Source organism: Ochrobactrum sp. BTU1 (assembly GCA_018798825.1).
GTDB lineage: Bacteria > Pseudomonadota > Alphaproteobacteria > Rhizobiales > Rhizobiaceae > Brucella.
Genome location: CP076354.1, coordinates 2345041 through 2371342, shown reverse-complemented (window position 1 = coordinate 2371342; position 26302 = coordinate 2345041). Strand labels below are relative to the sequence as shown.

Genomic DNA, 26302 nt, shown 5'->3' with positions numbered 1-26302 from the left:
CGGCTAACAATGAGCCGGGTTTCGAAACCTAATTTTATAAATAGGTAGTATTAGGCGTTCAGAGCCTTAACGCGTGCAGCAAGGCGCGAAACCTTACGAGCAGCGGTATTCTTGTGAACGACACCCTTTGAAGCAGCGCGCATCAGTTCAGGCTCAGCAGCCTTGAATGCAACCGATGCTGCTTCCTTGTCGCCGCTCAGGAGAGCGTCTTCAACCTTGCGGAGGAAGGTGCGAACGCGCGAACGACGGGACTTGTTGATTTCGGTGCGGGCAGCGATCTTGCGCACTGCCTTCTTGGCCGAAGGAGTATTGGCCATAAATGCCTCTCTTTTTTCTGTCAGCAGCCCACTGGATTTAACCGTCGGGCACAAAACCTCTAGGGCAGCCATAATGCCTAGGGCCGCCGATCCGTGGCGGGCTTATAGATCAGCTTTGCCTTCGCGTCAACGAGGATTCTGATCTCAAAGCGCGTCAGAAGGCCGGATATGCGGCCTTCTTGCCGAATTTCAGGCAGTCAAGGCAGCTATAACGCCTCAATTGCCCTTCCCGCCCTCTTCACATCAGCGATTCTTGAACGATGGCGTGCGCTTGTCGATAAACGCAGACATGCCTTCTTTCTGATCTTCCGTGGCAAACAGCGAATGAAACAGGCGTCGCTCAAAACGCAGGCCTTCATCAAGTGTAGTCTCATAAGAACGGTTGACCGATTCTTTGACCATTTGCACGGATGGCTGCGAGAAAGAGGCAATACGCTCGGCAGCTTTCAAAGCTTCTTCAATCAGCTCTTCCGGTGCAACAAGACGCGAAACGAGGCCGCAACGTTCGGCTTCTTCAGCACCCATCATGCGTCCGGTCAAACACATATCCATCGCCTTCGACTTGCCAACAAAGCGCGTGAGGCGCTGAGAGCCGCCCATGCCTGGCATTACACCCAGTGTAATTTCCGGTTGGCCGAATTTGGCATTGGTGGCTGCGATAATGAAATCGCACATCATGGCAAGCTCACAGCCGCCGCCCAACGCATAACCTGACACGGCAGCAATGATCGGCTTGCGGGTACGATCCACTTTCCGCCAATCTGCAAACATGTCCTGCAAATAGGCATCGACGAAGTTGATCGGCTGCATTTCCTTGATGTCGGCACCTGCCGCAAAAGCCTTTTCCGAGCCGGTAAGAACGATCGCACCGATTCTGCCATCGGTATCGAAGGCGGCCAGTGCTTCCGTCAGCTCCTTGAGTACTGTGCTGTTGAGTGCATTGAGCGCCTGCGGTCGGTTGAGACGGATGAGTCCCACGCCACCGCGCGTCTCCACAACGATCGTTTCATAAGCCATGAGAAAGCTTCTCCTCCTTGATCGGTTCATAGTGGCGGCCAAGTTGGACCGCCCGACTCACTTTGGCAAGGTCAGCTCAGAATCAACTTTGGCAGGAAGCGCAGAAAAAGGTCGAACGGCCTGCCTGCACGGCGCGTTCCACAACTCCGGTACAGCCCGGCGTACGGCACGGCTCTGCCTCGCGCCCATAAACGGAGAATGAATGCTGGAAGTAACCAAGCGCACCATCAGCCTGAATGTAGTCCTTCAGACTGGAGCCGCCAGCTGCAATCGCCTCGGCAATCACAGTGCGGATATCTTCAGCCAGCCGGTCAAGAAGTTTCGCATCCTGGACAATTGAACCTGCGGCACGCATCGGGGAAAGACGCGAGCGCCACAGCGCCTCGCAGACATATATATTGCCAAGCCCTGCGATGAGGCGCTGATCAAGCAAAGCCGCTTTCAACGGCGTCTTGCGGCCTTCAAAGAGCGTTCCAAGTAATTCACCTGAAAGGCGATTGCCTGTAGGCTCTACGCCCAGACCTTTCAGAAAGGGATGTTCATCCAATGTGCCCTTCTCCGCAAAGAGCATGAATCCAAACCGGCGCGGGTCGTTATAGATGACGCGTGCGGTTGACCCATTTCCCCTCAAGAGATGGAAAACGACATGGTCATGTTTTGCGATTTTGGATCGCTCGTGATGAAAGCCGCCCGGCATTCCTTCCGCATCATCCGCTTCAATCCGAAACGAACCGGACATGCCAAGATGGCTGATGATCGAAAGCCCATCGTCGAGATGCATCGTGAGATATTTTGCGCGCCGCCCGAGCGCGTCGATGTTGCGTCCGGACAGACGCTCAACAAAGTGATCGGGAAAAGGGAAACGGAGATCAGGCCTGTTCTGCTCGATCCGTTCGATTTTCGCGCCTTCCATGAAAGGCTGCAAACCGCGGCGAACCGTTTCGACCTCAGGTAATTCGGGCATTTTTCATCTTTCAGGCGGGAAAAGAAACAAGCTGTCACGACCATATAATGCCGCTCGGCTGCATTTGCCATCCGTTAACCCAAACCAGATCGAAGTAGGACCCGACCTATATTAACGTTTTATTTTCCTTGTTTCTTAAACTCATCACAATTGCCAGGCACTAAAAAGAACCCCAACGAGACTTCAGCTCAGGGTAAGTAACATGCCGGCTTTGATGACGCGCTTTTTTAAAAACAGATCGGGTGCAGCGATGATCGAATGCACACTCATCGGTGCGCTTGCTGTTATCGCCGTCATTAGTGGCATGGCGCTTTTCGCTGGAAAGCCTGCTTCCGCTTTTGATTACAAGGCCGCACAGATCCAGATGACTGAACGAAACTAAGTTGTCTCTCTTCATGCAGAATTGAATAGCCGCCCTGTTCACGCAGGGTGGCTATTTGTTTATTGATTGAGCCAGAAATTCTAATCGCCGAGGAATGTCATGACCGTTGAGATCGTAGCCGCAAAATCAGCAGACAGCCGCCCAATCTGGTTCATCGGAAAGAATAAGATCGAGCAGACAGCGCTGACATCCGATGTTCAGGCTTGGGCCAAGGCCAATGATTTTAACGGGGAATCCGGTCGTATTCTGGTACTTCCCGGCAAAGACGGCACGATTGCCGGTGCTTTGTTTGGCACAGGTGATGACGACCAGGGCGGTCAATCGCAATTGCTCGCCGGAAAATTGGCGCGCGGCCTCCCCGAAGGCGACTGGCATATCGAAAATAAGCCAGACCACGCAGAACTGGTAACTCTCGCCTTCTTGATGGGCGGCTATAGCTTCACGCGCTATCGCAAGGGCAGCGACAAAACTATCCGTCTGGCGGTGCCGGCAGGCGTCAACGCCGCTGAAACACAGCATATTGCCGATGCCGTAACGCTTGCACGCGATCTTATCAACACGCCGACCAATGACATGGGACCAGATGCGCTGGAACAGGCTGCGCGCGATCTTGCTTCCAGGAATGGCGCAAAGGTCAGCACGATTGAAGGCGATGCGCTGCTGAAACAAAACTTCCCGATGATCCATGCGGTTGGTCGCGCAGGCAGCATTGCGCCGCGCCTCATTGATCTCACTTGGGGCAAGGATAGTGATCCGAAGATCACCCTCGTCGGCAAGGGGGTATGTTTCGACACTGGCGGTCTCGATATCAAGCCAGCGAGCGGCATGTTGCTCATGAAGAAGGATATGGGCGGCGCTGCCAATGTGCTGGGCCTTGCGTCGATCATCATGAATGCAAAACTCCCGGTTCGACTGCGCGTGCTTATCCCGGCAGTTGAAAACTCGATCGCGGGTAATGCATTCCGCCCAAGCGACATTCTGCAAAGCCGCAAGGGCTTGAGCGTCGAAATTGGCAATACCGATGCGGAAGGCCGTCTCGTTCTGGCCGATGCGCTGACGCTGGCCGACCAAGAAGAGCCGGATCTCATCATCGATATGGCAACACTGACCGGTGCTGCCCGTGTGGCGCTTGGTCCTGATCTGCCGCCTTTCTATACGCATGACGATGCGCTTGCAGCAGCCATTGCAGAAAAGGCTGACGAGACGGCTGATCCGCTCTGGCGTATGCCGCTGTGGGCGCCCTACGCGCAAAAACTTTCATCGCGCGTGGCGGACATCAACAATGTTACGACTGACGGCTTTGCTGGATCTGTGACCGCTGCACTGTTTCTGAGCCGCTTTGTCGAGAAGGCGAAGAACTGGGCACATTTCGATATTTATGGTTGGGTGCCGGTCGAAAAGCCTGCCTCGCCTGTCGGTGGTGAAGCGCAGGCCATCCGCGCGCTCTATGCGCTTCTCAAGCATAAATATCCCGCAAAATGAAATAACTTGCCTGCAAAAAGAAAACGTCGTTGAATGATACGGGTCCGAAACAATCACCTTAAATTCGGTAGGATATGCCCGTTGAACTGAAGCCTTTGCAGGCACTGACATTGCTGAGAACGCTTTCACTGGCACAGGTGCAGGATGAAATGCCTGACCTGACCACGCGGCAAGCGGCTATCCTTCTGACAATTTATCTGGAAACACCCCCGCATACCGTGCGAGGGCTGGCAGCCAAGCTGAATGTCACCAAGCCGGTGATAACGCGTGCGCTCGACACGATGGGAACGCTCGATCTCGTATCCCGGCATCGTGATGAAAAAGATCGTAGAAATGTGCTAGTAAAGAGAACAGTCACTGGCGCACTTTATGTCGAAAGACTAGGCGATCTTGTGATTGCCAGAGCCAGGGAGTTACCGTTGTGAGCATACTCGATCGCCGTTTGAACGCCTACCGTCCCGATCTCGCCGATGAACGGCTGAGTGGTCAGGTGGCAGCAGGTCGCTTTACGGCTGGCACGCTGATGCATGTTTCCGATTCGGTTGTCGACCTGCGCGCAGAACCACGCCCCGATAGCGGACCACAGACGCAGATCATCTTTGGCGACACAGTACGCGTTTTTGAAGAGCAGGACGGTTGGTGCTGGGTTCAGGCTGAACGCGACGGCTATACCGGATATGTCTCCGCAGCATCACTGGAGAAGCCGGTTGATGATGCGACGCATATGGTCATCGTTCCGCGCACGTTCGTCTATCCCGGTAATGATCTTCGATTCCCGCATACAAAAGCATTGTCACTCGGTTCGCGCGTGCGAATCGTCGGCACCTCTGAAAAACGTGGCACCGAATATGCACTGCTTGAGAGCGGTGAAGCGTTAATTGCCAAGCATTTCGCGCCTTTGAGCGACCATGCCCACGATTTCGTTTCGGTAGCCGAAACACTCCTGCATACGCCTTATCTCTGGGGTGGGACTTCAGGCTTCGGGATCGATTGCTCCGGTCTTGTCCAGCTTTCGATGTGGGTCGCAGGTCGCAAGGTCCTGCGCGATTCGGACATGCAGGAAAACACGCTCGGTGAAATCGTCGAACCCGACACAGACTATTCTAATCTCAAGCGCGGCGATCTGGTCTTCTGGAAGGGTCATGTCGCAATTTGTGCCTCACCTGACATGCTGATCCATGCCAGCGGCCATACGATGACCGTAACGCTCGAGCCTCTCAAGGATGCAATCAAGCGCATCGCTTATCTCTATGACCTGCCGACTCTGATCAGAAGGCCCTGAGGACAGGGTATCTATCATGAAGGGAAGAACATCACTCCCACGATCAGCACTCTGGATGACTACACTCGGAATCTCAGCGCTGCTCATTGGGTTTGTTGTCTTCTTCCCGTCCGCCGTTTCTCTTGAAAGGGCAGCACGTATGACCATCACAGCCTCACCAGCCAGCTTTGCCAGCGTTAACGGCATCGAAATGTACTACCGTGTTGTGGGCAAGGGACCGCCAATACTGCTGATCCATGGTGGGCTTTCTGACCAGCATGTCTGGGATGCGCAGCTGCCTATTCTGGCGCGTGATCATATGGTGATTGTCGCAGACAGTCGTGGTCAGGGCCGCTCGACACGAACGACCGAGCCACTCACCTATGAGTTGATGGCAGATGATTATGTTGCCCTGCTCGACTATCTGCACGTTAACAAGGTCGATCTTGTTGGCTGGAGCGATGGCGGCATTATCGGCATCGATATTGCCATCCGCTATCCTGAGCGACTGAAAAGCCTGTTCGCACAGGCTGCAAACGTCACACCGGAAGGTTCAACCGGCTATGCGCTGGCGCGCGCCGAAGGAAAGCCAATTCCCGAACTCCGCCACTACAGCAGCATCGATAAGGAAATTCATGCGCTTTGGGCGAATGAGCCGAATTACACCGCAGAAGATCTTTCAAAAATCGATGTTCGGACAGCAATCGTTATCGGCGACCGGGACACCGCAATTACCCGCGAACATACTGAGTTTATTGCAGATCATATACCTGGAGCGCAGCTGGTCATATTGCCCGATTCCGGTCATGGCGTTCCGGCCGAAAACCCACGCCTTTATGCGAAAACGGTTCTGAAGTTCATTGCGGGCAATAGGCTGGACGCACCGCTAACTGCCAGCAAATAATTAGATTCGGTTCGGCAACACACGGTCCGGTGGGCGATGTCCGTCGACAAAAGCCCTGATATTGATGATGACCTTGTCACCCATATCTACACGGCCTTCAATCGTTGCCGATCCCATATGCGGCAGAAGCACGACCTTGCCTTTTTCAGCAAGCGATAAAAGGCGTGGATTGGCAGCTGGCTCATGTTCAAACACATCAAGCCCGGCCCCGGCAATCTTGCCCTGCTCGATCAGTTCGACCAGCGCATTTTCATCAATGATCTGACCGCGCGCCGTGTTCACGAGATACGCGGTCGGCTGCATCAAAGCAATGCGGCGGGCCGAAAGCAGGTGAAAGGTTGCAGGCGTCGACGGGCAATTGACCGAGATAATATCCATGCGAGCCAGCATCTGATCGAGGCTGTCCCAGTAGGTCGCTTCCAGCTCTTCCTCAACCTGTGCGCTGACGCGTTTGCGATTGTGATAATGGATCGACAGACCGAAAGCCTTGGCGCGGCGGGCAACGGCTGTGCCGATGCGGCCCATACCGACAATACCCAGACGCTTGCCCCAGATACGGCGCCCAAGCATCCAAGTCGGCGACCAGCCCGGCCATTCGCCGTCACGCTCATTAAGGACATTTGCGCCTTCAACCAGACGGCGTGGCACCATCAAAAGCAGTGCCAGCGTCATGTCGGCGGTGTCTTCGGTCAGCACATTGGGCGTGTTGGTGACAGTGATGCCGCGCTTTGCAGCGGCAGCTACATCGATATTGTCAACACCATTGCCGAAATTGGCGATCAGTTTGAGATTGGGTCCGGCCTGCTCAATGGCTGCTGCATCGATCACATCGGTTATGCAAGGCACCAGAACATCGGCTTCTTTCATCGCAGCAATAATTTCCGGCTGCGACATGCGATGGTCGTCAATATTCAGACGTGCGTCGAACAGTTCCCGCATTCGGGTTTCCACCGGGTCCGGAAGTTTCCGGGTAAGTACGACCAGCGGCTTTTTCTTGTTCGACATCTCCACCCCTTTTTCTTGAGCAGTGCCACCTGTGCAGGTCCATAAATTTCACAGGAAACCTGGCTCGCCGATTCTCATGTTGAGACCTCCTTAACCAAGAAGGTGCAATATGAGATATTGCTTCGGCTGCTCATCTCTAGCAAGGCGGCGCAGCAAAGACAAAGAAAAACAGAATCGCGAAAGCTGCCCTTGCGTCTCCGACGCCTCTCCGGAAACCTGTGAGAAGACAAGCTTTTGCCTGACTTGTTTGAGAAGCAGAGGCGGAAAAACCGCACAATTTTATTTTTGCAGTTGCAGACGGAAACTCCCCATTCGTTGGAACTGCCGTGAAGTGACAGGACGGCGAGAGGTCAGAATTGTACCGAGTACTTTCGCAACGCTTTTTTATCGCAGCACTTGGCAGCATTGCCTTGCTGCTGGTGGTTGCGCCGCTAGGCGCATCGCATAACCATGCTGCAATGGCTCAAGCATCAGCAGGCACAACGCTGGGCGCAAGTGGCTTGCCTGTACCCCGTTTTGTCAGCCTCAAGCCGGCACGCGTCAATCTGCGCGTAGGTCCGGGGCGTGATTATGCCGTGTCATGGCTATTCATGAAATCAGGCCTGCCTGTCGAAATCATTCAGGAATACGATAACTGGCGCCGCATCCGCGATGCCGACGGCACGGAAGGCTGGGTCTATCAGTCTCTTCTGTCCGGCAAGCGCACGGCGATTACGGCACCATGGCTCAAGAACGATCAGGGCGCGATGATTACCATGCGCCGCGATCCGAGCGAAACATCGGGACTGTCGGCGGAAGTCGAGCCCAATGTTGTCGGCACAGTTCGCGAATGCAATGGCCAGTGGTGCCGGATGGATATTCAGGGTACGCGCGGCTGGATCAGGCAATCGGATCTCTGGGGCGTTTATCCGGATGAAGTGTTCGACTGACCCGGCACAGCGTCAGTCTTGACGTTGCATCATTCGTGAGGTTAGTTCTCACAGAACAAAACCAAGAAGGAGTTTTATGCGCAGAAGTTCAGCGTCTCCGTTTTAACGGATTTGGACCCATCCAACGGATGGGAATTTTGTGCATAGTTAAACTCTGGAATAATCATGAAAAACATGACGGTTATCATCCGCGCCTATCAGGCTGCGGACAAACAGACATTGTCTTCCATCTGGTATCGCGCTTCTTTGGAAGCACATGCGTTTCTAGGAAAAGACCTGCTACGCGATCAGCAGAAGCTTATCGAAGACGTCTATCTCGAAAAGGCAGAGACCTGGGTCGCCGTTTTAAATGGTGAGCCGGTCGGGTTTATAGGCCTGTTGGATTGTTTCATCGGCGGACTCTTCGTTGATCCCTCCGCGCAAGGATATGGCATAGGCCGCCGCTTGCTCGACTATGCTCTGGCATTGAAAGGCGAACTCTCTCTCGAAGTCTACGCCGATAATAAAGGTGCCTGCCGTTTCTATCAGCGGCTCGGCTTTCAGGAAATCAGTCGTCGCGAGGAAGATGATAACGGGCTTCCGTTCGCCAATATATGGATGCAGCGAAAAGCTTAGAAAACGCCTCCAATACGCCGTTTCACGCTTTTCAGAACGAGCTCTAATAAATAGCGGGGCGATTGCTCGCCCCGCTTCAAAGTCGGTATGCGACTTGAATTATTACCAGGCCGGAATAACCGAGCCTTTGAAAGTTTCAGCAATAAACTGCTTCACTTCCGGGCTGTGATAGCTGCTAACCAGCGTCTTCACCCAGTCGGCATTTTTGTCGGCAGTGCGGACGACCAGCACATTGACATAAGGTGCCTTTTCGCCTTCGCGGATAAGCGCGTCACCAGCTGGGTTAAGACCTGCTTCCAGCGCATAATTGGTATTGATGACGGCAGCATCCACATCTTCGAGCGAACGCGGCAATTGCGCGGCATCGAGTTCCACGAACTTCAGGTTTTTCGGGTTTTCAGTCACATCAATTGACGTGACCTTCAGGCCCTTCGACGCATCGAGCTTGATCAGGCCGTTATCTGCAAGCACCAGAAGCGCACGACCGCCATTGGTCGGATCGTTCGGGATGGCGATGGTCGCACCGTCAGCCAGTTCCGAGATGTTTTTCATCTTTTTGGAATATACGCCCATCGGGAAGTTGACCGTTGGCGCTACTGTCTCAATCGGAAAGCCACGATCTGCGACCTGATTGTCGAGGTAGGGCTGATGCTGGAAAGAATTAGCATCAAGCGCCTTATCGGCCAGTGCCATGTTCGGAATCACATAATCAGAAAATTCCTGAATATCGATTTCCATACCCTTGGTGGCTGCGACCTCCTTGACCTTTTCCATGATCTGCGCGTGCGGCCCTGGTGTCACGCCAATGCGAATCTTTTCAGCAAAAGCGCTTCCAGTTGAAAAAAGGGCGAATGCAGCGGCTGCAATGATCAACTTACGCATAGACGTCTCCAGTCAAATCGTTATCGACGCATTCGTGCTTGGTTGGGAAGTCCGCTTTCAAATGCGCCTGTGAAAGGTGATGGACCGGATGAATCACTTTAACCCATAGTGCGCAACAAAAAAGCGGCCCTAAAGGCCGCTTTCCAAAAACCAATATCAAACAGCTTAACGCGTCTTGCGTCGCAAACGGACGATAATATCCACATTGACGATTTCCATGCCTTCCGGTGCTTCGGGCATGTTGGAGACTGTTGGCTGACCACGTTCGCCATGCGGAATATCGAAAACGACATTCTCGCCTTCAAGGAAGAAGTGCTGGTGATCAGAAATATTGGTGTCGAAATAGGTTTTAGAACCTTCAACGGCAATGATGCGCAGCATACCGGCTTCGGTAAACTGGTGCAGCGTGTTGTAGACGGTCGCAAGCGATACCGGCACATTTGCCAGTACAGCTTCTTCATGAAGGTCTTCAGCGGAAAGATGCCGATCACCCTGCGCGTAAATCAGGCTGGCAAGCGAAACACGCTGACGCGTCGGGCGCAAACCAGCCCCGCGAAGCCGTTCTTCCATTGAAACCATCGAGTGGTTGGCATGATAATTCTGCATATTCACCCTTGGATCCGTCACAAGCTTGTAGCAATTTCGTCAAAGATTAAACGGGCTGTTGCCCATTGCATACTGACATTGATATATGCCGTTGCGAATTAAGTATCAATAGGCATGGTAAAACCCGCCTTTTTTGGGAAAACCCTCTGCACTATTTTACTGACGGAAACACTCTATGTTAGAGGTGTTCCCGAACAGACGACAACCCGACTGCTTCTGGCGACAGAAATGGTCACATCAGAATGATCCTCAAGGGAGGCGTAATGGCAGAACAGAAATCGAGCTACGGGTATGAAGAGCTCCTAAGCTGCGCACGCGGTGAGTTGTTCGGTCCCGGCAATGCACAGCTCCCCCTGCCGCCAATGCTGATGGTGCACCGCATCACCGAAATTTCCGAAACCGGCGGGGAGTTCGACAAGGGCTATATCCGCGCGGAATATGACGTAAGCCCAGACGACTGGTATTTCCCATGCCATTTTCAGGGCAACCCGATCATGCCTGGCTGCCTTGGCCTCGATGGCATGTGGCAGCTGACAGGTTTCTTCCTCGGCTGGCTCGGTGAGCCGGGCCGCGGTATGGCTCTGTCCACTGGTGAAGTGAAGTTCAAGGGCATGGTTCGCCCACACACCAAGCTTCTGCAGTACGGCATCGACTTCAAGCGCGTCATGCGTGGTCGCCTTGTTCTCGGCACAGCAGACGGCTGGCTGAAAGCTGATGGCGAAACCATCTACAAGGCAAGCGACCTGCGCGTCGGCCTGTCAAAAGATGGCGACGGCGCTTAATACATTCATCATTCACGGGCGCGACTGCAGAAAATAATGAGTTTTCATGCAGCCGCGCTCAAAACATGCGAAGATCGCACCTATGTAACCGGGAACAAGGGTCAACCTTCACGGGTTGATCACACGGAACAGGTGTAAAGGAGAACGCGATGCGGCGTGTGGTCGTAACGGGTATGGGGATTGTATCCTCGATTGGAAACAACACCGAAGAGGTAACAACCTCTCTGCGTGAAGCCAAATCCGGCATTTCCCGTGCTGAAGAATATGCCGAACTCGGTTTCCGTTGCCAGGTGCACGGCGCGCCGAAAATCGACGTTGAAGCGCTCGTAGATCGCCGCGCAATGCGTTTTCATGGTCGTGGTACGGCATGGAATCACGTCGCTATGGATCAGGCGATTGCCGATGCAGGTCTTTCGGAGGAGCAGGTCTCCAATGATCGTACCGGCATCATCATGGGTTCTGGTGGTCCTTCGACACGCACGATCGTCGATTCCGCCGATATCACCCGTGAAAAAGGCCCAAAGCGCGTCGGTCCTTTTGCAGTGCCGAAAGCTATGAGCTCGACGGCATCGGCCACGCTCGCAACATTCTTCAAGATCAAGGGTATCAACTACTCGATCTCGTCGGCTTGTGCGACGTCGAACCATTGTATCGGCAATGCGTTTGAAATGATCCAGTACGGCAAGCAGGACCGCATGTTTGCGGGCGGCTGTGAAGACCTCGACTGGACGCTTTCGGTGCTGTTCGACGCAATGGGTGCCATGTCATCCAAGTATAATGAAACGCCATCAACCGCCTCGCGCGCTTACGACAAAAACCGTGACGGTTTTGTTATTGCTGGCGGTGCAGGCGTTCTCGTGCTGGAAGATCTTGAAACAGCCCTTGCTCGCGGTGCGAAGATTTACGGCGAAATCGTCGGCTACGGTGCAACGTCTGACGGCTACGACATGGTAGCACCATCAGGCGAAGGCGCGGTCCGCTGCATGAAGATGGCGCTCTCGACCGTCACAAGCAAGATCGATTACATCAACCCACACGCAACCTCGACGCCAGCAGGCGATGCTCCGGAAATCGAAGCGATTCGTCAGGTCTTTGGCTCAGGCGATGCCTGCCCGCCAATCGCAGCGACCAAGTCGCTGACCGGCCATTCGCTCGGTGCAACCGGCGTTCAGGAAGCAATCTACTCGCTTTTGATGATGCAGAATAACTTCATCTGCGAAAGCGCTCATATCGAAGAACTGGATCCTGCCTTCGCGGACATGCCTATCGTTCGCAAGCGCATCGACAATGCTCAGCTCAATACCGTGCTCTCCAACTCCTTCGGATTTGGCGGCACCAATGCCACGCTGGTGTTCCAGCGTTATCAGGGCTGACGGAGAGGGACAATATGGAAGGTCTGATGCAAGGTAAACGCGGCCTCATTATGGGGGTCGCGAATAACCACTCACTCGCATGGGGAATTTCTAAGCAGCTCGCAGCGCAGGGTGCCGAACTCGCATTTACCTATCAGGGCGATGCACTCGGTAAACGCGTCAAGCCGCTGGCCGAACAGGTCGGTTCGGATATGGTGCTGCCTTGCGATGTGGAAGACATTGCTTCGGTCGACGCAGTTTTCGCTGAAATCGAGAAGAAATGGGGAAAGCTCGATTTCATCGTTCACGCCATTGGCTTTTCGGACAAGACGGAGCTGAAGGGACGTTACGCAGACGTCACCACGCGCGATAATTTCAGCCGCACTATGGTGATCTCTGCCTATTCCTTCACGGAAATGGCACAGCGTGCAGAAAAGCTCATGAAGGACGGCGGCTCGATCCTGACGCTGACCTATGGCGGTTCCACGCGCACTATCCCGAACTACAACGTTATGGGCGTCGCCAAGGCTGCTCTTGAAGCGATGGTTCGTTATCTCGCTGCCGATTACGGTCCGCAGGGTATCCGCGTCAACGCGATCTCGGCTGGTCCGGTTCGCACGCTGGCCGGTGCCGGCATTGGCGATGCACGCGCAATCTTCAGCTATCAGCGCCGTAACTCACCGCTTCGCCGCACTGTCGATATCGATGATGTGGGCAAATCGGCTGTTTATCTGCTGTCGGATCTTTCGAGTGGTGTAACCGGCGAAATCCACTATGTGGATTCGGGCTACAACATCGTTTCGATGCCAACGCTGGAAGAACTGAAGAGTTCGGCTGACACACGCGGCGAATAAGTCTCATAAGCTTGATAAAAAGGCCGCCTTTCGAGGCGGCTTTTTTGTTTCATTTCTTAGCATCTAATATTTTGAAGCCGTTCGCTTCCTCAAGAACAGTCACGTTCTTAAACAAGCTTTTAAGTGTCGCCTCATAAGGCAATTGCCTGTTCGCTACCATCAGCAGTCGTCCGCCGGTTTTCAGCCGTGAAGCGGCGGCTGCGATAAAGGTTTGACCGAGCGACACTTCGGTTGCCCGTCCCTCGTGAAACGGCGGGTTCATAATCACCGTGTCGTAAATGCCGGTCAGTTTTTCACTCGTCACATCAAACCAATTAAACGAAATCGGCACGGATGCACCAAGACGCTCCAGATTGCCGCGCGCGGCCTCCAGTGCTTCGTAATCAGCTTCAAAAAGATCGATACCCTTAAGACGATCAGCATATTTGAGGCTTGGCGCCGCCAAATAACCCCAGCCAGCACCAAGATCGGCGACCTGACCAAAGACGATCTTTTCCATATGCGGCACCAGCAGAGCTGAGCCTTTATCGATCACGCCATGCGAGAACATACCCGGCTCTGTGCGGAACACATCATCAATATCTGTCGCCAGCGGCTTCAGAGCATCGATAAAATCATTTGTCAGGTCAGCAGGGCGTTGCAGCCAAAAGGCCACCGCATGGTTCTTTGAGAGGCGATCGCTGATTTCAGCGATATTACTGACCCATTTGCGAAAACTATCGACACCAAGCTTCTTGTCGCCACACACCACGATCCACCCACCCGGTTCAACACGCGCCAGAAGCTCCGCAAACCATGCCTCATTGCGTCCGCGATGTTTTCCGAGCAGAAGTAGCCCCCCAGAATAACGGCTCTCCTCGTCTAATTCTGGTGCCAATCTAGGAATTGCGTTGAAGCCTTCCTTGTTGAGTGCCAGCCAGTCGGGACGCCAGGGTTGCAGGAAAGTCAGTGCCTGTTTCCATTCGGCCTCAAGATTCCGATCCGCAGACAAGCCGCAGGCAAGGTACGATTGACCCTCTACAGGCATATCCAGGATGTCCTGATAGAAGGGGAGAAAGAGTGTCTGTTGTGCCGGTGTCATCATGCTTCACCCATGCCGATCAATCGCTCTATGCGCAACAAAAAAGCGCGCCACATGGACGCGCTTTCTCGGTTAACAGAAGATGCGACGCTTACTCAGCGTCAGCTTCTGCCTTCTTTTCTGCAACGACTTCCTTGCCGGTTTCCTGATCGACGACTTTCATCGACAGGCGAACCTTGCCACGCTCGTCAAAGCCCATGAGCTTGACCCAGACCTTCTGGCCTTCCTTGACCACATCAGTGGTCTTGGCAACGCGGTCGGCAGCCAGCTGCGAGATGTGAACCAGACCATCGCGTGGACCGAAGAAGTTTACGAATGCGCCGAAGTCAGCAGTCTTAACAACTGTACCTTCGTAGATTTCGCCAACTTCTGGTTCAGCAACAATCGAGTGAATCCACTTCTTAGCGGCTTCGATTTCCTTGCCGTTCGACGAAGCGATCTTGACCGTACCATCGTCTTCGATGTTGATCTTGGCGCCAGTCTTTTCAACGATTTCGCGGATAACCTTGCCACCCGAACCGATAACATCACGGATCTTGTCGGTCGGAATGTTCATCACTTCGATGCGTGGAGCAAATTCACCGAGTTCTTCACGCGAGGTCGAAAGGGCCTTAGCCATTTCGCCAAGAATGTAAACGCGGCCGCCCTTAGCCTGTTCCAGAGCAACCTTCATGATCTCTTCGGTGATACCGTCGATCTTGATGTCCATCTGAAGCGCGGTGATGCCGTTTTCAGTTCCAGCTACCTTGAAGTCCATGTCGCCGAGGTGATCTTCATCACCAAGGATGTCGGAAAGAACAGCGTAACGCTCATCTTCCTTGATCAGGCCCATGGCGATACCGGCAACCGGACGTGCCAGCGGAACGCCTGCATCCATCAGCGCCAGCGAGGTGCCGCAAACAGTAGCCATCGAGGACGAGCCATTCGATTCGGTGATCTCGGAAACCGAACGGATCGTGTAAGGGAACTGTTCAGCAGCTGGCAGCATTGGGTGGATTGCGCGCCATGCGAGCTTACCATGACCGATTTCACGACGGCCTGGCGAACCCATACGGCCAGTTTCACCAACCGAATACGGTGGGAAGTTGTAGTGTAGCATGAAGGATTCCTTGTAGGTACCCGTCAATGCATCAATCATCTGTTCGTCTTCGCCGGTGCCGAGCGTGGCAACAACGATTGCCTGCGTTTCACCGCGGGTGAAGAGCGCCGAACCGTGCGTGCGTGGCAGAAGGCCAACTTCCGAAACGATCGAACGAACGGTCGAAAGGTCACGACCGTCAATGCGGCTACCGGTGTCGAGAATGTTCCAACGAACAATCTTAGCCTGCAGGTGCTTGAACACGGTTGCAAATTTTTCAGCCGAGAATTCTGGCTCTTCAACGCCCTCAGGGAAGAAGTGAGCCTTCGCCTTGGCCTTGGCAGCGTCAACAGCTGTGTAACGAGCCTGCTTTTCGGTGATCTTGTAGGCATCACGCAGATCGGTCTCAACGACTGCAAGCATCTTAGCTTCAAGGTCCGACAGATCTTCCGGCTGGAAGTCGCGTGGTTCCTTGGCAGCAACTTCAGCGAGCTTGATGATCGCATCGATAACTGGCTGGAATCCTTTCTGGCCGAAAATAACGGCGCCGAGCATGACTTCTTCGGAGAGTTCCTGTGCTTCCGATTCAACCATCAGAACGGCGTCAGAAGTACCGGCAACAACCAGATCAAGCTTCGATTCTGGCATTTCGTCGATGTTCGGATTCAGAACATATTCGCCGTTGATGTAGCCAACGCGTGCACCACCGATCGGGCCCATGAAAGGAACGCCGGAAATGGTGAGTGCTGCCGAAGCTGCAACCATCGACAGGACATCTGGGTTGTTTTCGAGGTCGTGCTGAACGACAGTCAGAACAACCTGTGTGTCGTTCTTGTAGCCATCAACGAAAAGCGGACGGATCGGACGGTCGATCAGGCGCGAAACCAACGTTTCGTTTTCGCTCGGACGGCCTTCACGCTTGAAGTAACCACCAGGGATCTTGCCAGCGGCATAGGTCTTTTCCTGATAGTTGACGGTGAGCGGGAAGAAATCCTGGCCTGGCTTTGGTTCCTTGGCAGAAACCACAGTCGCGAGAACGACGGTTTCACCATAGGTTGCCAGAACTGCACCGTCGGCCTGACGTGCGATCTTACCGGTTTCGAGTGTGAGCGGACGACCGCCCCATTCGATTTCTACTTTGTGGGTATTGAACATATCTTGTCCTCTTGTGGCGATGCCGCGCAAAAGCGCCTAAAGACATCACCTCGGTTGGCGGACAGGCCACGGGCAAGACAACGGGAAGTTCGTTACGTGTCGGAACATTCATTTGCGAATATTCTCTGGCACGAACTACCTGCAATCCTGCCCCATGACTGGTCCAGGTCATGAGCCTTATGGCTCGTCATCGGCATGACGGAATGCACCCGGTGCGCCGTCTCATGCCAGTGGGCATACGCCCAATATAATCGCATTCGCTATTGGAAAGCGGCTATCCGCTCATCCTTGGAATACACTTTGCGCATCTTGTCCGAAAACCGCTTCGCACTTTTCGGGAGGCGCCTTAAATCAAAAGGGCGACGTTTTGAGACGTCGCCCGATTTTACCGTTAACGGCGCAGACCCAGACGGGAAACCAGCGCCTGGTAACGTGCCTGGTCGATGCCCTTGACATAGTCAAGAAGACGACGACGCTGCGAAACCAGCTTCAGAAGGCCGCGACGCGAATGATTGTCATTCTTGTGGCCCTTGAAGTGTTCGGTGAGGTTGGCAATACGCTCGGAAAGAACCGCAACCTGTACTTCAGGAGAACCGGTATCGCCTTCCTTGGTGGCGTATTCCTTGATAAGTGCTTGCTTGCGCTCAGCAGTAATCGACATCGTACACCCTTTCTTGATGAGAGGAAAAACAGACGCCCAGGCCGGGATGTCGTCCAGCGCGGGCCATTTACACGATCTGACGTACATTATGTACGATCGCTGAAGGGGCATATAGTTCAAATTTGGCAGAAATACCAGTCCGAAATATGCCCCAACTTTTGAGAGACCAGTTTAGCCCGCTGTAAACACGCGCTTTGGCTTGAACTGACCATGCTCAATGTAGCCAATGGCAAGCAGTTTGCCATGCGACGTCACGCAAGCCTCATCCGCTTCAAGTGGCGCATCGCGGCCACGAATGATCACGGGATTACCGAGACGAACGCGCTGTGCCTGATCGTCAGACAGGGCAACCTGTGGCAGGCAATCTAGTGCGGCACCGGTATCGATGATCAGGGCATCCATTGCCGAGAAGTCGCGACGTGCTGCTGGCTGCTCAACAATCTCGGCATCGGCCTCGCCTTCTTCCTTTTTCGGCGGCAGCGGAGGCCACGCTTCTTCGAGCTCTGCCAGAGTTACCAGATCTTCATCGGTGAAAGGAGCAACTTCGATGCGACGCAAATCCGAAATATGGCCATAGCAGCCGAGATCACGGCCCATATCGCGCGCAAGCGAGCGAACATAGGTGCCCTTGGAGCATTCGACTTCGAATTCGGTGCGATTTGCGTCCGGAAACTCGACAATTTCGAGGCGATCAATTTCGACTTCACGCGCCGGAATTTCTACCGTTTCACCTTCACGCGCCAGATCATAGGCGCGTTCGCCTGCAATCTTGATAGCCGAAAACTGCGGCGGAATCTGCGAGATAACGCCTGTATAATTAGGCAGCAGCGCTTCGACATCCGCACGCGATGGGCGGTTATCTGAGTTTTTGGTGGCAACACCTTCAAGATCGTCGGTCGACCGTTCCTCGCCCCATGTCACTGTGAAACGATAAACCTTGGTTCCATCCATGACGTAAGGTACGGTTTTGGTGGCTTCACCCAGAGCAATAGGCAACATGCCCGAGGCAAGAGGATCAAGCGTACCGGCATGGCCGGCCTTTTCGGCATTGAACAACCACTTGATCTTCGAGACCGCTTCGGTCGATCCCATGCCCTTCGGCTTGTCAAAAATGACCCAGCCGGAAACCGGACGACCTTTTTTCTTGCCTCGTCTTGCCATGCTTTATTCGTCTCCATTGCGGGAGGTTGCGTCCTCGCCGTCATCTTCATCATGCCCAAGGTCACGCGCCACTTCCGGCGAACGGAGAAGCGCATCAATCTTGGAAAAATTATCAAAGCTGGTATCTGCGCGGAAACGGAATTCCGGCATATATTTCATCTGGCTGAGGCTTGGAGCCATGCGACCGCGAATGAATTTCGCGTTTGCAGCCAATGCTTTGATCACAGCCTGTACATCAGTGCTGCCCAGCGGTGTGATGAAGCAGGTCGCGATCTTGAGATCAGGCGACATGCGAACTTCCGACACCGAAATAACCGTACGCTCGATTACGTCATCGCGAATTTCTCCGCGCTGAAGAACCTGAGCCAATGCGTGACGCACCTGTTCGCCCACACGGAGCTGGCGCTGGGAAAGGCCACCTGAGCCTTTTGGATCTGGAGAACGTGCCATAGCTGTATCCTCGATAAACAGCCATCAATCGGCGCTCAGTCCCGAAAGGCTGGCCGACAAAATGGCTACAAACTGGTAAGCGCAATAAAGCGCAATCTACCACAATTCAGATGGGAGTCAGACCCTCGGAACCGGGCAACGGAAATGTAAGAAAGCCGTGCCGCCCATGATAGGGCGACACGGCATAATGCTATTAAAGCGTACGGGTAATGTGTTCGACGCGGAACGCTTCGATCGTATCGCCAGCGCGGATATCGTCGTAGTTTTCGAACGCCATACCGCATTCCTGGCCCATAGGCACTTCCGACACTTCGTCCTTGAAGCGCTTGAGCGTCTTGAGCTTGCCTTCGTGGATAACCACGTTGTCACGGATGAGGCGGACGCCTGCACCACGTTCAACCTTACCGTCAACCACACGGCAACCAGCAACCTTACCGACCTTGGTGATGTTGAAGACTTCGAGAATCTCAGCATTACCGATGAAGGTTTCACGGCGTTCTGGTGACAGAAGACCGGACATTGCTGCTTTAACATCTTCGATCAGATCGTAAATGATGTTGTAGTAGCGGATTTCAGTACCCTGCTGATCAGCTGCATCACGCGCCTGCTTGTTGGCACGAACGTTGAAGCCGATGATCGCGGCATTGGAGGCTTCGGCCAGCGACACGTCGCTTTCCGTGATACCACCTGCGCCCGAATGAACGATGCGGGCACGCACTTCGTCTGTGCCAAGCTTGTCGAGAGCGGTAATAATCGCTTCGACCGAACCCTGCACGTCACCCTTGATGACGAGCGGGAATTCCTTAGTACCCGAAGACTGAAGCTGGCTCATCATATGCTCGAGCGAGCCACGCTGGCCTGTCTGACGTGCAACAGCCTTATCGCGGGCAAGACGCTGGCGATAATCGGCAATTTCACGAGCCTTGGCTTCATTGGCAACAACTGCGAAGCGATCACCTGCCTGCGGCGTACCCTGGAGACCGAGGATCTCGACCGGCATAGCAGGTCCAGCTTCCTTCACATGATCGCCATGGTCGTTTACCAGAGCGCGTACACGGCCCCATTCGTTACCGGCAGCGATGATGTCGCCCGGATGCAGCGTACCCTTCTGAACCAGAACGGTTGCAACCGAACCACGACCGCGGTCGAGCTGGGCTTCGATAACCACACCTTCAGCCGTACGTGTCGGATCAGCCTTGAGATCAAGGATTTCAGCCTGCAACAGAACTGCTTCAAGCAGCTTGTCGAGGTTGATCTTGTTCTTGGCCGAAACTTCGACGTCGAGCACTTCACCGCCCATGGTTTCCACAAAAACATCGTGTTGGAGCAGCTGTGTACGAACCTTCTGCGCATCGGCTTCAGGCTTGTCGATCTTGTTAATTGCAACAATGATCGGAACGCCAGCTGCCTTGGCATGATTGATCGATTCAATGGTCTGCGGCATGACGCTATCGTCTGCTGCAACCACCAGGATCGCAATATCGGTCGCCTGAGCACCACGAGCGCGCATTGCCGTAAAGGCTGCGTGGCCTGGCGTATCGATGAAGGTGATCTTCTGGCCGTTCTGTTCGACCTGATAGGCACCGATATGCTGCGTGATGCCACCAGCTTCGCCCGAAACGACGTTTGCGTGACGGATAGCATCGAGGAGCGAGGTCTTGCCGTGATCGACGTGACCCATAATGGTTACGACCGGAGGACGTGAAACCAATGCGCCTTCGTTATCAGCAACATCGAAGATGCCTTCTTCAACGTCCGATTCAGCAACGCGTTTGACGGTGTGGCCAAATTCTTCAGCGATCAGCTGCGCCATATCCGCATCGATGACGTCGCCTGGCTTCATCATCTGGCCCTGCTTCATCAGGTACTTGATGATGTCAACCGAACGCTCGGTCATACGCTGTGCAAGTTCCTGCAGCGTAATGGTTTCAGGAATGGTCACTTCACGAGAGATCTTCTCGCGAGTTTCCTGCATCTGCGAACGCTTAAACTTTTCCTGACGACGACGCATCGCCGACAGCGAACGCGAACGACCTTCATCTTCCAGATTGCTGGAGATCGTCAGCTTGCCACGACGGCGGTCATCTTCACCCTTAACAACCTTCGGTGCGCGCACTTCAGGCTTTGCTGGAGTGCTGCGACGTGCGCCGGCTGGACCACGACGATCATCGTCATCGACGGAACCGCCCGGCTTGCGCTGCTGGCTCTGAGGCAAAGGTTTATTGGCTGTTGGAATAACGTCGGCAATCGCTGGCGATGCCGGACGCTGTCCCTGGCCTTGACCCTGACCGGGACGACCGCCCTGTTGTGGACGACCGGAATGCTGCGGACGTCCGCCCTGCGGCGCAGGACGCGCATCGTCACGACGCTCGGTGCGTGCTTCGGTCTGTGGAGCGCGCTTGGCAGCTTCAGCTTCGGCACGAGCCTTGGCTTCTGCTTCTGCCTTGATACGAGCTTCTTCCTCTGCCTGACGGCGAGCGGATTCTTCACGTTCCTTGGCGCGGCGTGCATCTTCTTCAGCGCGGCGCTTGGCTTCTTCAGCTGCGCGAACGCGATCTTCTGCATCGCGAACCAACGCGCCTTCGAGCGCACGACGGCGTGCGTCCATTTCGGAGCGAGACAGCGTGTTCAGCACCATGCCCGAGCGATCAGACTGGCGAGGACGCTGTTGCTGCTGGCCAGGGCGCTGCTGATGACGTGGCTGCTGCTGTGTTGATTGTGGGCGCGGAGCCGCCGGTGCGGCAGCAGCAGGCTTTGGCTGCGGTGCTGCAGGAGCAGCCGGTGCCGGTGCCTTGGCTACTGGCTGAGCAGGCGCAGCTTGTACCGGCGCAGCAACGGGAGCCGTTGTTGCAGCTGGTGCTGGCGCGGCCGCAGGTGCTGGAGCTGCCGGAGCAGGCGCTGCTGGCTTCGGTGCCAGTGCTTCCGCTTCAGGCTTCTCATCAGGCCGTGAGAACTTGCGCTTCTTGGTTTCAACGACGACAGCCTTTGTGCGGCCGTGGCTGAAATTCTGGCGCACGGTGCTCTGCTCAACGCCTGGCCGCTTAATGGTCAGCGTCTTCTTGGAGTTGACGCTCAGCGTCTTGTCGTCGTTTGTTTTATCGCTCATTACGTTTCCGTTTCCTTCGCGGCTTCAGCCGCTTTACCCGAGCATTATCCAACACGATCAGATCATTTTGAATAATGCTCCGGTCATCCACTTTAGCGCACAATCCGGTTAGGCCAACCAGGCCGATTATCCGGTTCATGCTCCAGAGCGGATCCCGTCTCGTCGGGATTAAGAGAACCGCTCTACCAATTTATAACTCAGCAGTGTCGGACTGCCGTTTCAACTCAATGGGCTTTCGCCTCGATATCGATGCAATAAAAGCAACCGTTGCACGACCCCGGCTGCTGCCTTTCCGTCGAGCACGGCTGCATGTATCACATTTCCACCCCCAAATGCCAAATCCATTTCTTCTCCCTTAAAAAGAGTGAAGGCCGGGATTTCGGGGCCATCCATACGAACCACCACACGGCGGGCTTGATCCAGTTTACGCACGCCATCAGAAGCGGCTTCCTGTGCATGCAAAACCAATGCCGCAGCACCTGAACGAATTGCCTGATCCACCTTAGTGGAACCAGATACAACTGCACCGGATTTACGAGCCAGCGCGAGACTACCGAGTGCAGACTTCGTCAACAGCTGGTCAACCAGCGCGCCAAGATCTGCTTGCGGCTTCACATCGTCTTTCAGCGCCCGTGCAAAAAGCTTGCGCTTGACGGCTTCGTCCACAAGACGACGTTCTGCCTTGACCCAACAACCTCTGCCCGGCAAATTCCGCTTCAGGTCAGGCACAACCGAACCATCAGGCCCAGCAACGAACCGGATCAGATCATCTGCCGATCCGCTTTCCCGCGTGACGATACAGGTTCTATCATTCATATCCTGCTCCGCACGCAAACTCGGTTTTACCATCGATGCCTGTTACTTATTACCAAACTGGCAGCGACCTAGCAGAGCTGACGCCACTTCTCAATACGAAACTCTAAAACGCCATAAATTGCGCCCGAATTGCTCCGGGCGCAACCGCAATGCCGTCTCTTGTCTTTTTACGAAGCGACTTCTTCTTCGCCAGCTTCGCTCTCGTCGTTGGTTTCAACCGCAACGAGCTCTTCTTCAGTGATCCAGCCAGCCTTCAAGCGAGCAGTCAGGATCATCTGTTCAGCATCAACGCGTGAAACATCGAAGGAAGAGAGGATACCGCTGTGATTAACGGTTTCTCCGTCCTTGCGTTCACGCCAGCCGACGAGATCGTCAACAGCATAACCAGCAAAGTCTTCGATATTCTTCACTCCGTCCTCGCCGACGGCAACCAACATGGCTGTTGTCAGACCTGGAAGCTCGCGAAGTTCGTCTTCAACACCCAGTTCCTTGCGGCGGGCATCCTGTTCGCCTTCAATGCGTTCCAGGAATTCGCGTGCACGTTCCTGAATTTCACCAGCGGTATCTTCATCAAAGCCGTCGATCGAGGCAATTTCGCCTGGCTCGACATATGCCAGTTCTTCAACTGAGGCAAAGCCTTCAGAAGCCAGAACCTGACCAACCATCTCATCAACGTTGAGGGCTTCCATGAACAGGTTTGAACGCTCAGCAAATTCCTTCTGACGACGTTCGGATTCTTCGTCTTCCGTCAGGATGTCGATATCCCAGCCTGTCAACTGCGAAGCAAGGCGCACGTTCTGACCGCGACGACCGATTGCTAGTGATAGTTGGTCATTCGGAACGACAACTTCAATACGTTCTGCGTCTTCATCAAGAACAACCTTGGCAACTTCAGCAGGCTGAAGCGCGTTGACGATGAAGGAAGCTGCATCTGGCGACCAAGGAATAATGTCGATCTTTTCGCCCTGCAGTTCGGCAACAACAGCCTGAACACGAGAGCCGCGCATACCGACACAGGCACCAACCGGATCAATCGATGCGTCGCGTGAAACCACGGCGATCTTGGCGCGCGAACCTGGGTCACGAGCAACCGACTTGATTTCAATGATGCCGTCGTAGATTTCCGGCACTTCCATGGTGAAAAGCTTCGCCATGAAAGAAGGATGCGTACGCGACAGGAAAATCTGCGGGCCGCGCTGTTCGCGACGAACGTCGTAAACATAAGCGCGGATACGATCGCCATAACGGAAAGCTTCACGCGGGATCAGTTCGTCACGACGAACGATTGCTTCACCTCGGCCAAGATCAACGATCACATTGCCATATTCAACACGCTTGACGGTGCCGTTAGCGATTTCGCCGACGCGATCCTTGAATTCGTCATACTGGCGGTCGCGCTCGGCTTCGCGCACCTTCTGCACGATAACCTGCTTGGCAGACTGGGCGGCAATACGGCCGAAATCCATTGGCGGCAGCTGGTCGGCGATGAAATCACCAACCTGCGCATCCGGATTGCGATCGCGCGCAGTGAACAGCGAAATCTGCGTGGAATAGTCTTCAACAGTCTCGACCACTTCGAGCAGACGCTGAAGCTTGATCTCACCGGACTTTGCATTGATGTCGGCGCGGATGTTGCTTTCCTGACCGTAACGCGAACGCGCAGCCTTCTGGATCGCATCGGCCATGGCCGCAAGAACGATCTCACGGTCAATCGACTTCTCGCGTGCAACCGCATCAGCGATCTGCAGAAGTTCCAGCCTGTTTGCACTGACTGCCATAGGTCTCTCCTTGGTGACGCATCCGTTCGCTTTTAGGAACCGGACGCCTGAAACTCACTTTGAAACTTACTTCTCTTCGGATTCCGTCGAAGCGGCTTCCTGATTGTCTTCGGTCGACTCGTCTCCGCGCCCATCACCCAGATCATCTCCGGGAATGCGGCCTTCCCGCAGGGCCTTGTCCTTGCGCAGCGCATCGCGAATGAGTTCATCGGTCAGAACCAGACGCGCATCGGAAATCAGATCAAACGGAATGCGAACAACCGGTTCATTACCGTATGAAATCTGATCGCTTTCGATCACGATGGAATCGGCATCACCGACCACGATGCGACCGCGAAACTTCTTTCGTCCTTCATGAACGATCGAGGTCTCGACCTTTGCGATATGTCCCGCCCAATCGCTGAAATCGGACTTACGCACCATCGGACGATCAATACCCGGCGACGAGATTTCAAGATGGTACTTGCCGCTTATCGGATCTTCGACATCGAGAACCGGAGCCACGGTGCGGCTCAACAATTCGCAATCCTCAACTGTCATCGTGCCATCTGGACGCTCGGCCATGATCTGCAGCGTCTGACCATTGAGGCCGGAAAGGCGCACACGCACAAGGCGGAAACCCAGCGTATTGATCACCGGCTCCACAATGCCTGCTACTTTTGCATCGACGCCCGTTTCGCGAATGATACGCTCATCTGCGTTTACGGCCTCAATTGCCTGTTCCTGTTCCGTCACTCGATAAACCTTTTTCACAGAGCCGTAGTTAACAAAAAAGAGCGGGTCCGGGAGGGCCCACTCTTGTTCAAACGACCAAGAATTTGAAACTTATATACCAGCTGATGCGGATTTTTTCAAGGCCGCAATTGAGGCCGCAATTCAACCAACCATCAAAGCCTGGTGAATGTCAGATAGGCAGCAACGCGTCCTTCACGAAAAGCCTTTGCTTCATAACGCGTGCCTGGCCAGCCTTCATAGGCGTTATTCCAGTCATCCGGGCCTTCCGCCTGCCATTCGAACGCCGGGTGCCTGCGGCAGTGCTGCAGCGTCCAGTTGACGTAATGTTCGATATCGGAAGCGAAGCGGAACTTCGTGCCTGGCTTCAGCAGACGCGCGAAACGATCAAGATTTGCATCACTGACAAAGCGCCGTTTCCAGTGGCGACGCTTATGCCAAGGATCAGGATAGAAAAGATCGATGCCAGAAAGCGATGCATCAGGCAGCCAATCCAGCACATCGGTCGCATCTTCATCATAGAGACGAAGATTAGTGCGCGGCGCTTCATGAAGGGCCGCCAGCATCTTGGCCATACCATTGACGAAAGGCTCAACACCAATGAAGCCCGACTGCGGATAGCGTCCACTCTCATGATAGAGATGTTCGCCACCGCCAAAGCCGATTTCCATGCGCACATTCTCAACCGGCGCTTCAAACAATGTCCTCAAATCCTGCGGCGCAGGTGTATCGAGGTCCAGTTTCAGACGCGGCAGCAAATCTTCGAAAAGATTATTCTGATGTGGGCGGAGTGGCTTGCCATGACGGCGGCCGAAAAAGTTTCCGGCCGCGCGTACTGGATGGGATTCATCGGTCATTTATCGCTGTTCCAGTTAAAGCGGTATCGTGGGAACCGCTCTAACTCTTTTTTACGCATTATCCTATGCAAAACC

At 54.3% G+C, this 26302-nt stretch carries 26 protein-coding genes; 10 read left to right on the top strand and 16 right to left on the bottom strand.

The genetic code is table 11. The features are described from left to right. Positions 1-50: 50 nt before the first annotated feature. The 3 genes from rpsT to mutM all read right to left on the bottom strand — a co-directional run bounded on the left by rpsT (position 51) and on the right by mutM (position 2298). Entirely contained in the window at positions 51-317 is a 267-nt protein-coding gene (rpsT, locus tag KMS41_11460; GenBank protein QWK77673.1) for a 30S ribosomal protein S20, read from the bottom strand. A 243-nt stretch (positions 318-560) separates the two neighbouring features. Next, positions 561-1334 carry an enoyl-CoA hydratase gene (locus tag KMS41_11455; protein QWK77672.1) on the bottom strand — a complete coding sequence of 258 codons (774 nt, stop codon included), beginning with the start codon at positions 1332-1334 and terminating at the stop codon, positions 561-563. Between the two features lie 82 nt (positions 1335-1416). Beyond that, the gene (gene mutM / locus KMS41_11450) at positions 1417-2298 is read right to left on the bottom strand and encodes a bifunctional DNA-formamidopyrimidine glycosylase/DNA-(apurinic or apyrimidinic site) lyase (GenBank protein ID QWK77671.1); all 882 of its coding nucleotides are present in this window, start codon (positions 2296-2298) and stop codon (positions 1417-1419) included. A gap of 202 nt (positions 2299-2500) precedes the next feature. Between mutM and KMS41_11445 the strand changes: the two genes are divergently transcribed. The 5 genes from KMS41_11445 (at position 2501) to KMS41_11425 (ending at position 6327) form a co-directional block, all read left to right on the top strand. After that, complete coding sequence (locus KMS41_11445) at positions 2501-2680, top strand: Flp family type IVb pilin (GenBank protein ID QWK77670.1); 180 nt, start codon at positions 2501-2503, stop codon at positions 2678-2680. Between the two features lie 99 nt (positions 2681-2779). Then, the gene (locus KMS41_11440) at positions 2780-4162 is read left to right on the top strand and encodes a leucyl aminopeptidase family protein (protein ID QWK77669.1); all 1383 of its coding nucleotides are present in this window, start codon (positions 2780-2782) and stop codon (positions 4160-4162) included. Between the two features lie 74 nt (positions 4163-4236). Beyond that, positions 4237-4587, top strand: coding sequence for a MarR family transcriptional regulator (locus tag KMS41_11435; protein QWK77668.1), 351 nt, complete (start codon positions 4237-4239; stop codon positions 4585-4587). After that, on the top strand, positions 4584-5444 hold the full coding sequence (locus tag KMS41_11430; GenBank protein QWK77667.1) for a C40 family peptidase: 861 nt from the start codon (positions 4584-4586) through the stop codon (positions 5442-5444). The genes KMS41_11435 and KMS41_11430 overlap by 4 nt, the downstream gene beginning before the upstream one ends. A 55-nt stretch (positions 5445-5499) precedes the next feature. Continuing rightward, positions 5500-6327: an alpha/beta hydrolase gene (locus tag KMS41_11425; protein ID QWK78862.1), complete on the top strand. Its 828-nt coding sequence runs from the start codon at positions 5500-5502 to the stop codon at positions 6325-6327. Here KMS41_11425 and KMS41_11420 read toward each other — a convergent pair whose 3' ends face one another. Then, entirely contained in the window at positions 6328-7332 is a 1005-nt protein-coding gene (locus KMS41_11420; protein QWK77666.1) for a D-glycerate dehydrogenase, read from the bottom strand. Positions 7333-7688: 356 nt separating this feature from the next. Between KMS41_11420 and KMS41_11415 the strand changes: the two genes are divergently transcribed. Next, positions 7689-8261, top strand: a complete 573-nt coding sequence (locus KMS41_11415; GenBank protein ID QWK77665.1) for an SH3 domain-containing protein — start codon at positions 7689-7691, stop codon at positions 8259-8261. 165 nt (positions 8262-8426) lie between these two features. Next, the gene (locus tag KMS41_11410; GenBank protein ID QWK77664.1) at positions 8427-8876 is read left to right on the top strand and encodes a GNAT family N-acetyltransferase; all 450 of its coding nucleotides are present in this window, start codon (positions 8427-8429) and stop codon (positions 8874-8876) included. A 102-nt stretch (positions 8877-8978) separates the two neighbouring features. On the opposite strand, the gene KMS41_11405 is transcribed toward KMS41_11410, so the two are convergent. Continuing rightward, on the bottom strand, positions 8979-9758 hold the full coding sequence (locus KMS41_11405; protein QWK77663.1) for a MetQ/NlpA family ABC transporter substrate-binding protein: 780 nt from the start codon (positions 9756-9758) through the stop codon (positions 8979-8981). Between the two features lie 165 nt (positions 9759-9923). Next, the gene (locus KMS41_11400) at positions 9924-10364 is read right to left on the bottom strand and encodes a transcriptional repressor (GenBank protein ID QWK77662.1); all 441 of its coding nucleotides are present in this window, start codon (positions 10362-10364) and stop codon (positions 9924-9926) included. A gap of 263 nt (positions 10365-10627) precedes the next feature. Between KMS41_11400 and fabA the strand changes: the two genes are divergently transcribed. The 3 genes from fabA to fabI all read left to right on the top strand — a co-directional run bounded on the left by fabA (position 10628) and on the right by fabI (position 13352). Further along, a complete protein-coding gene (gene fabA, locus KMS41_11395; GenBank protein ID QWK77661.1) occupies positions 10628-11146 on the top strand; it encodes a 3-hydroxyacyl-[acyl-carrier-protein] dehydratase FabA in 519 nt (172 codons plus the stop codon). A 149-nt stretch (positions 11147-11295) separates the two neighbouring features. Next, entirely contained in the window at positions 11296-12519 is a 1224-nt protein-coding gene (gene fabB / locus KMS41_11390) for a beta-ketoacyl-ACP synthase I (GenBank protein ID QWK77660.1), read from the top strand. 14 nt (positions 12520-12533) lie between these two features. Continuing rightward, positions 12534-13352, top strand: a complete 819-nt coding sequence (gene fabI / locus KMS41_11385) for an enoyl-ACP reductase FabI (GenBank protein QWK77659.1) — start codon at positions 12534-12536, stop codon at positions 13350-13352. Between the two features lie 49 nt (positions 13353-13401). Here fabI and KMS41_11380 read toward each other — a convergent pair whose 3' ends face one another. The 10 genes from KMS41_11380 to KMS41_11335 all read right to left on the bottom strand — a co-directional run bounded on the left by KMS41_11380 (position 13402) and on the right by KMS41_11335 (position 26227). Continuing rightward, positions 13402-14436, bottom strand: a complete 1035-nt coding sequence (locus tag KMS41_11380; GenBank protein ID QWK77658.1) for a class I SAM-dependent methyltransferase — start codon at positions 14434-14436, stop codon at positions 13402-13404. 88 nt (positions 14437-14524) lie between these two features. Then, the gene (gene pnp, locus KMS41_11375; GenBank protein ID QWK77657.1) at positions 14525-16666 is read right to left on the bottom strand and encodes a polyribonucleotide nucleotidyltransferase; all 2142 of its coding nucleotides are present in this window, start codon (positions 16664-16666) and stop codon (positions 14525-14527) included. 391 nt (positions 16667-17057) lie between these two features. After that, the gene (gene rpsO, locus KMS41_11370; GenBank protein QWK77656.1) at positions 17058-17327 is read right to left on the bottom strand and encodes a 30S ribosomal protein S15; all 270 of its coding nucleotides are present in this window, start codon (positions 17325-17327) and stop codon (positions 17058-17060) included. Positions 17328-17498: 171 nt separating this feature from the next. Further along, entirely contained in the window at positions 17499-18488 is a 990-nt protein-coding gene (gene truB, locus KMS41_11365) for a tRNA pseudouridine(55) synthase TruB (protein ID QWK77655.1), read from the bottom strand. A gap of 3 nt (positions 18489-18491) precedes the next feature. Continuing rightward, a complete protein-coding gene (gene rbfA, locus KMS41_11360) occupies positions 18492-18938 on the bottom strand; it encodes a 30S ribosome-binding factor RbfA (GenBank protein ID QWK77654.1) in 447 nt (148 codons plus the stop codon). Positions 18939-19131: 193 nt separating this feature from the next. Then, positions 19132-22044: a translation initiation factor IF-2 gene (gene infB / locus KMS41_11355; GenBank protein ID QWK77653.1), complete on the bottom strand. Its 2913-nt coding sequence runs from the start codon at positions 22042-22044 to the stop codon at positions 19132-19134. Positions 22045-22263: 219 nt separating this feature from the next. Next, positions 22264-22893, bottom strand: a complete 630-nt coding sequence (locus KMS41_11350; protein QWK77652.1) for an RNA-binding protein — start codon at positions 22891-22893, stop codon at positions 22264-22266. A 134-nt stretch (positions 22894-23027) separates the two neighbouring features. After that, entirely contained in the window at positions 23028-24638 is a 1611-nt protein-coding gene (gene nusA / locus KMS41_11345; GenBank protein ID QWK77651.1) for a transcription termination factor NusA, read from the bottom strand. Between the two features lie 66 nt (positions 24639-24704). Beyond that, positions 24705-25373 carry a ribosome maturation factor RimP gene (gene rimP, locus KMS41_11340; protein QWK77650.1) on the bottom strand — a complete coding sequence of 223 codons (669 nt, stop codon included), beginning with the start codon at positions 25371-25373 and terminating at the stop codon, positions 24705-24707. Between the two features lie 152 nt (positions 25374-25525). Continuing rightward, the gene (locus KMS41_11335) at positions 25526-26227 is read right to left on the bottom strand and encodes a tRNA (guanosine(46)-N(7))-methyltransferase TrmB (protein ID QWK77649.1); all 702 of its coding nucleotides are present in this window, start codon (positions 26225-26227) and stop codon (positions 25526-25528) included. Positions 26228-26302 lie beyond the last annotated feature (75 nt).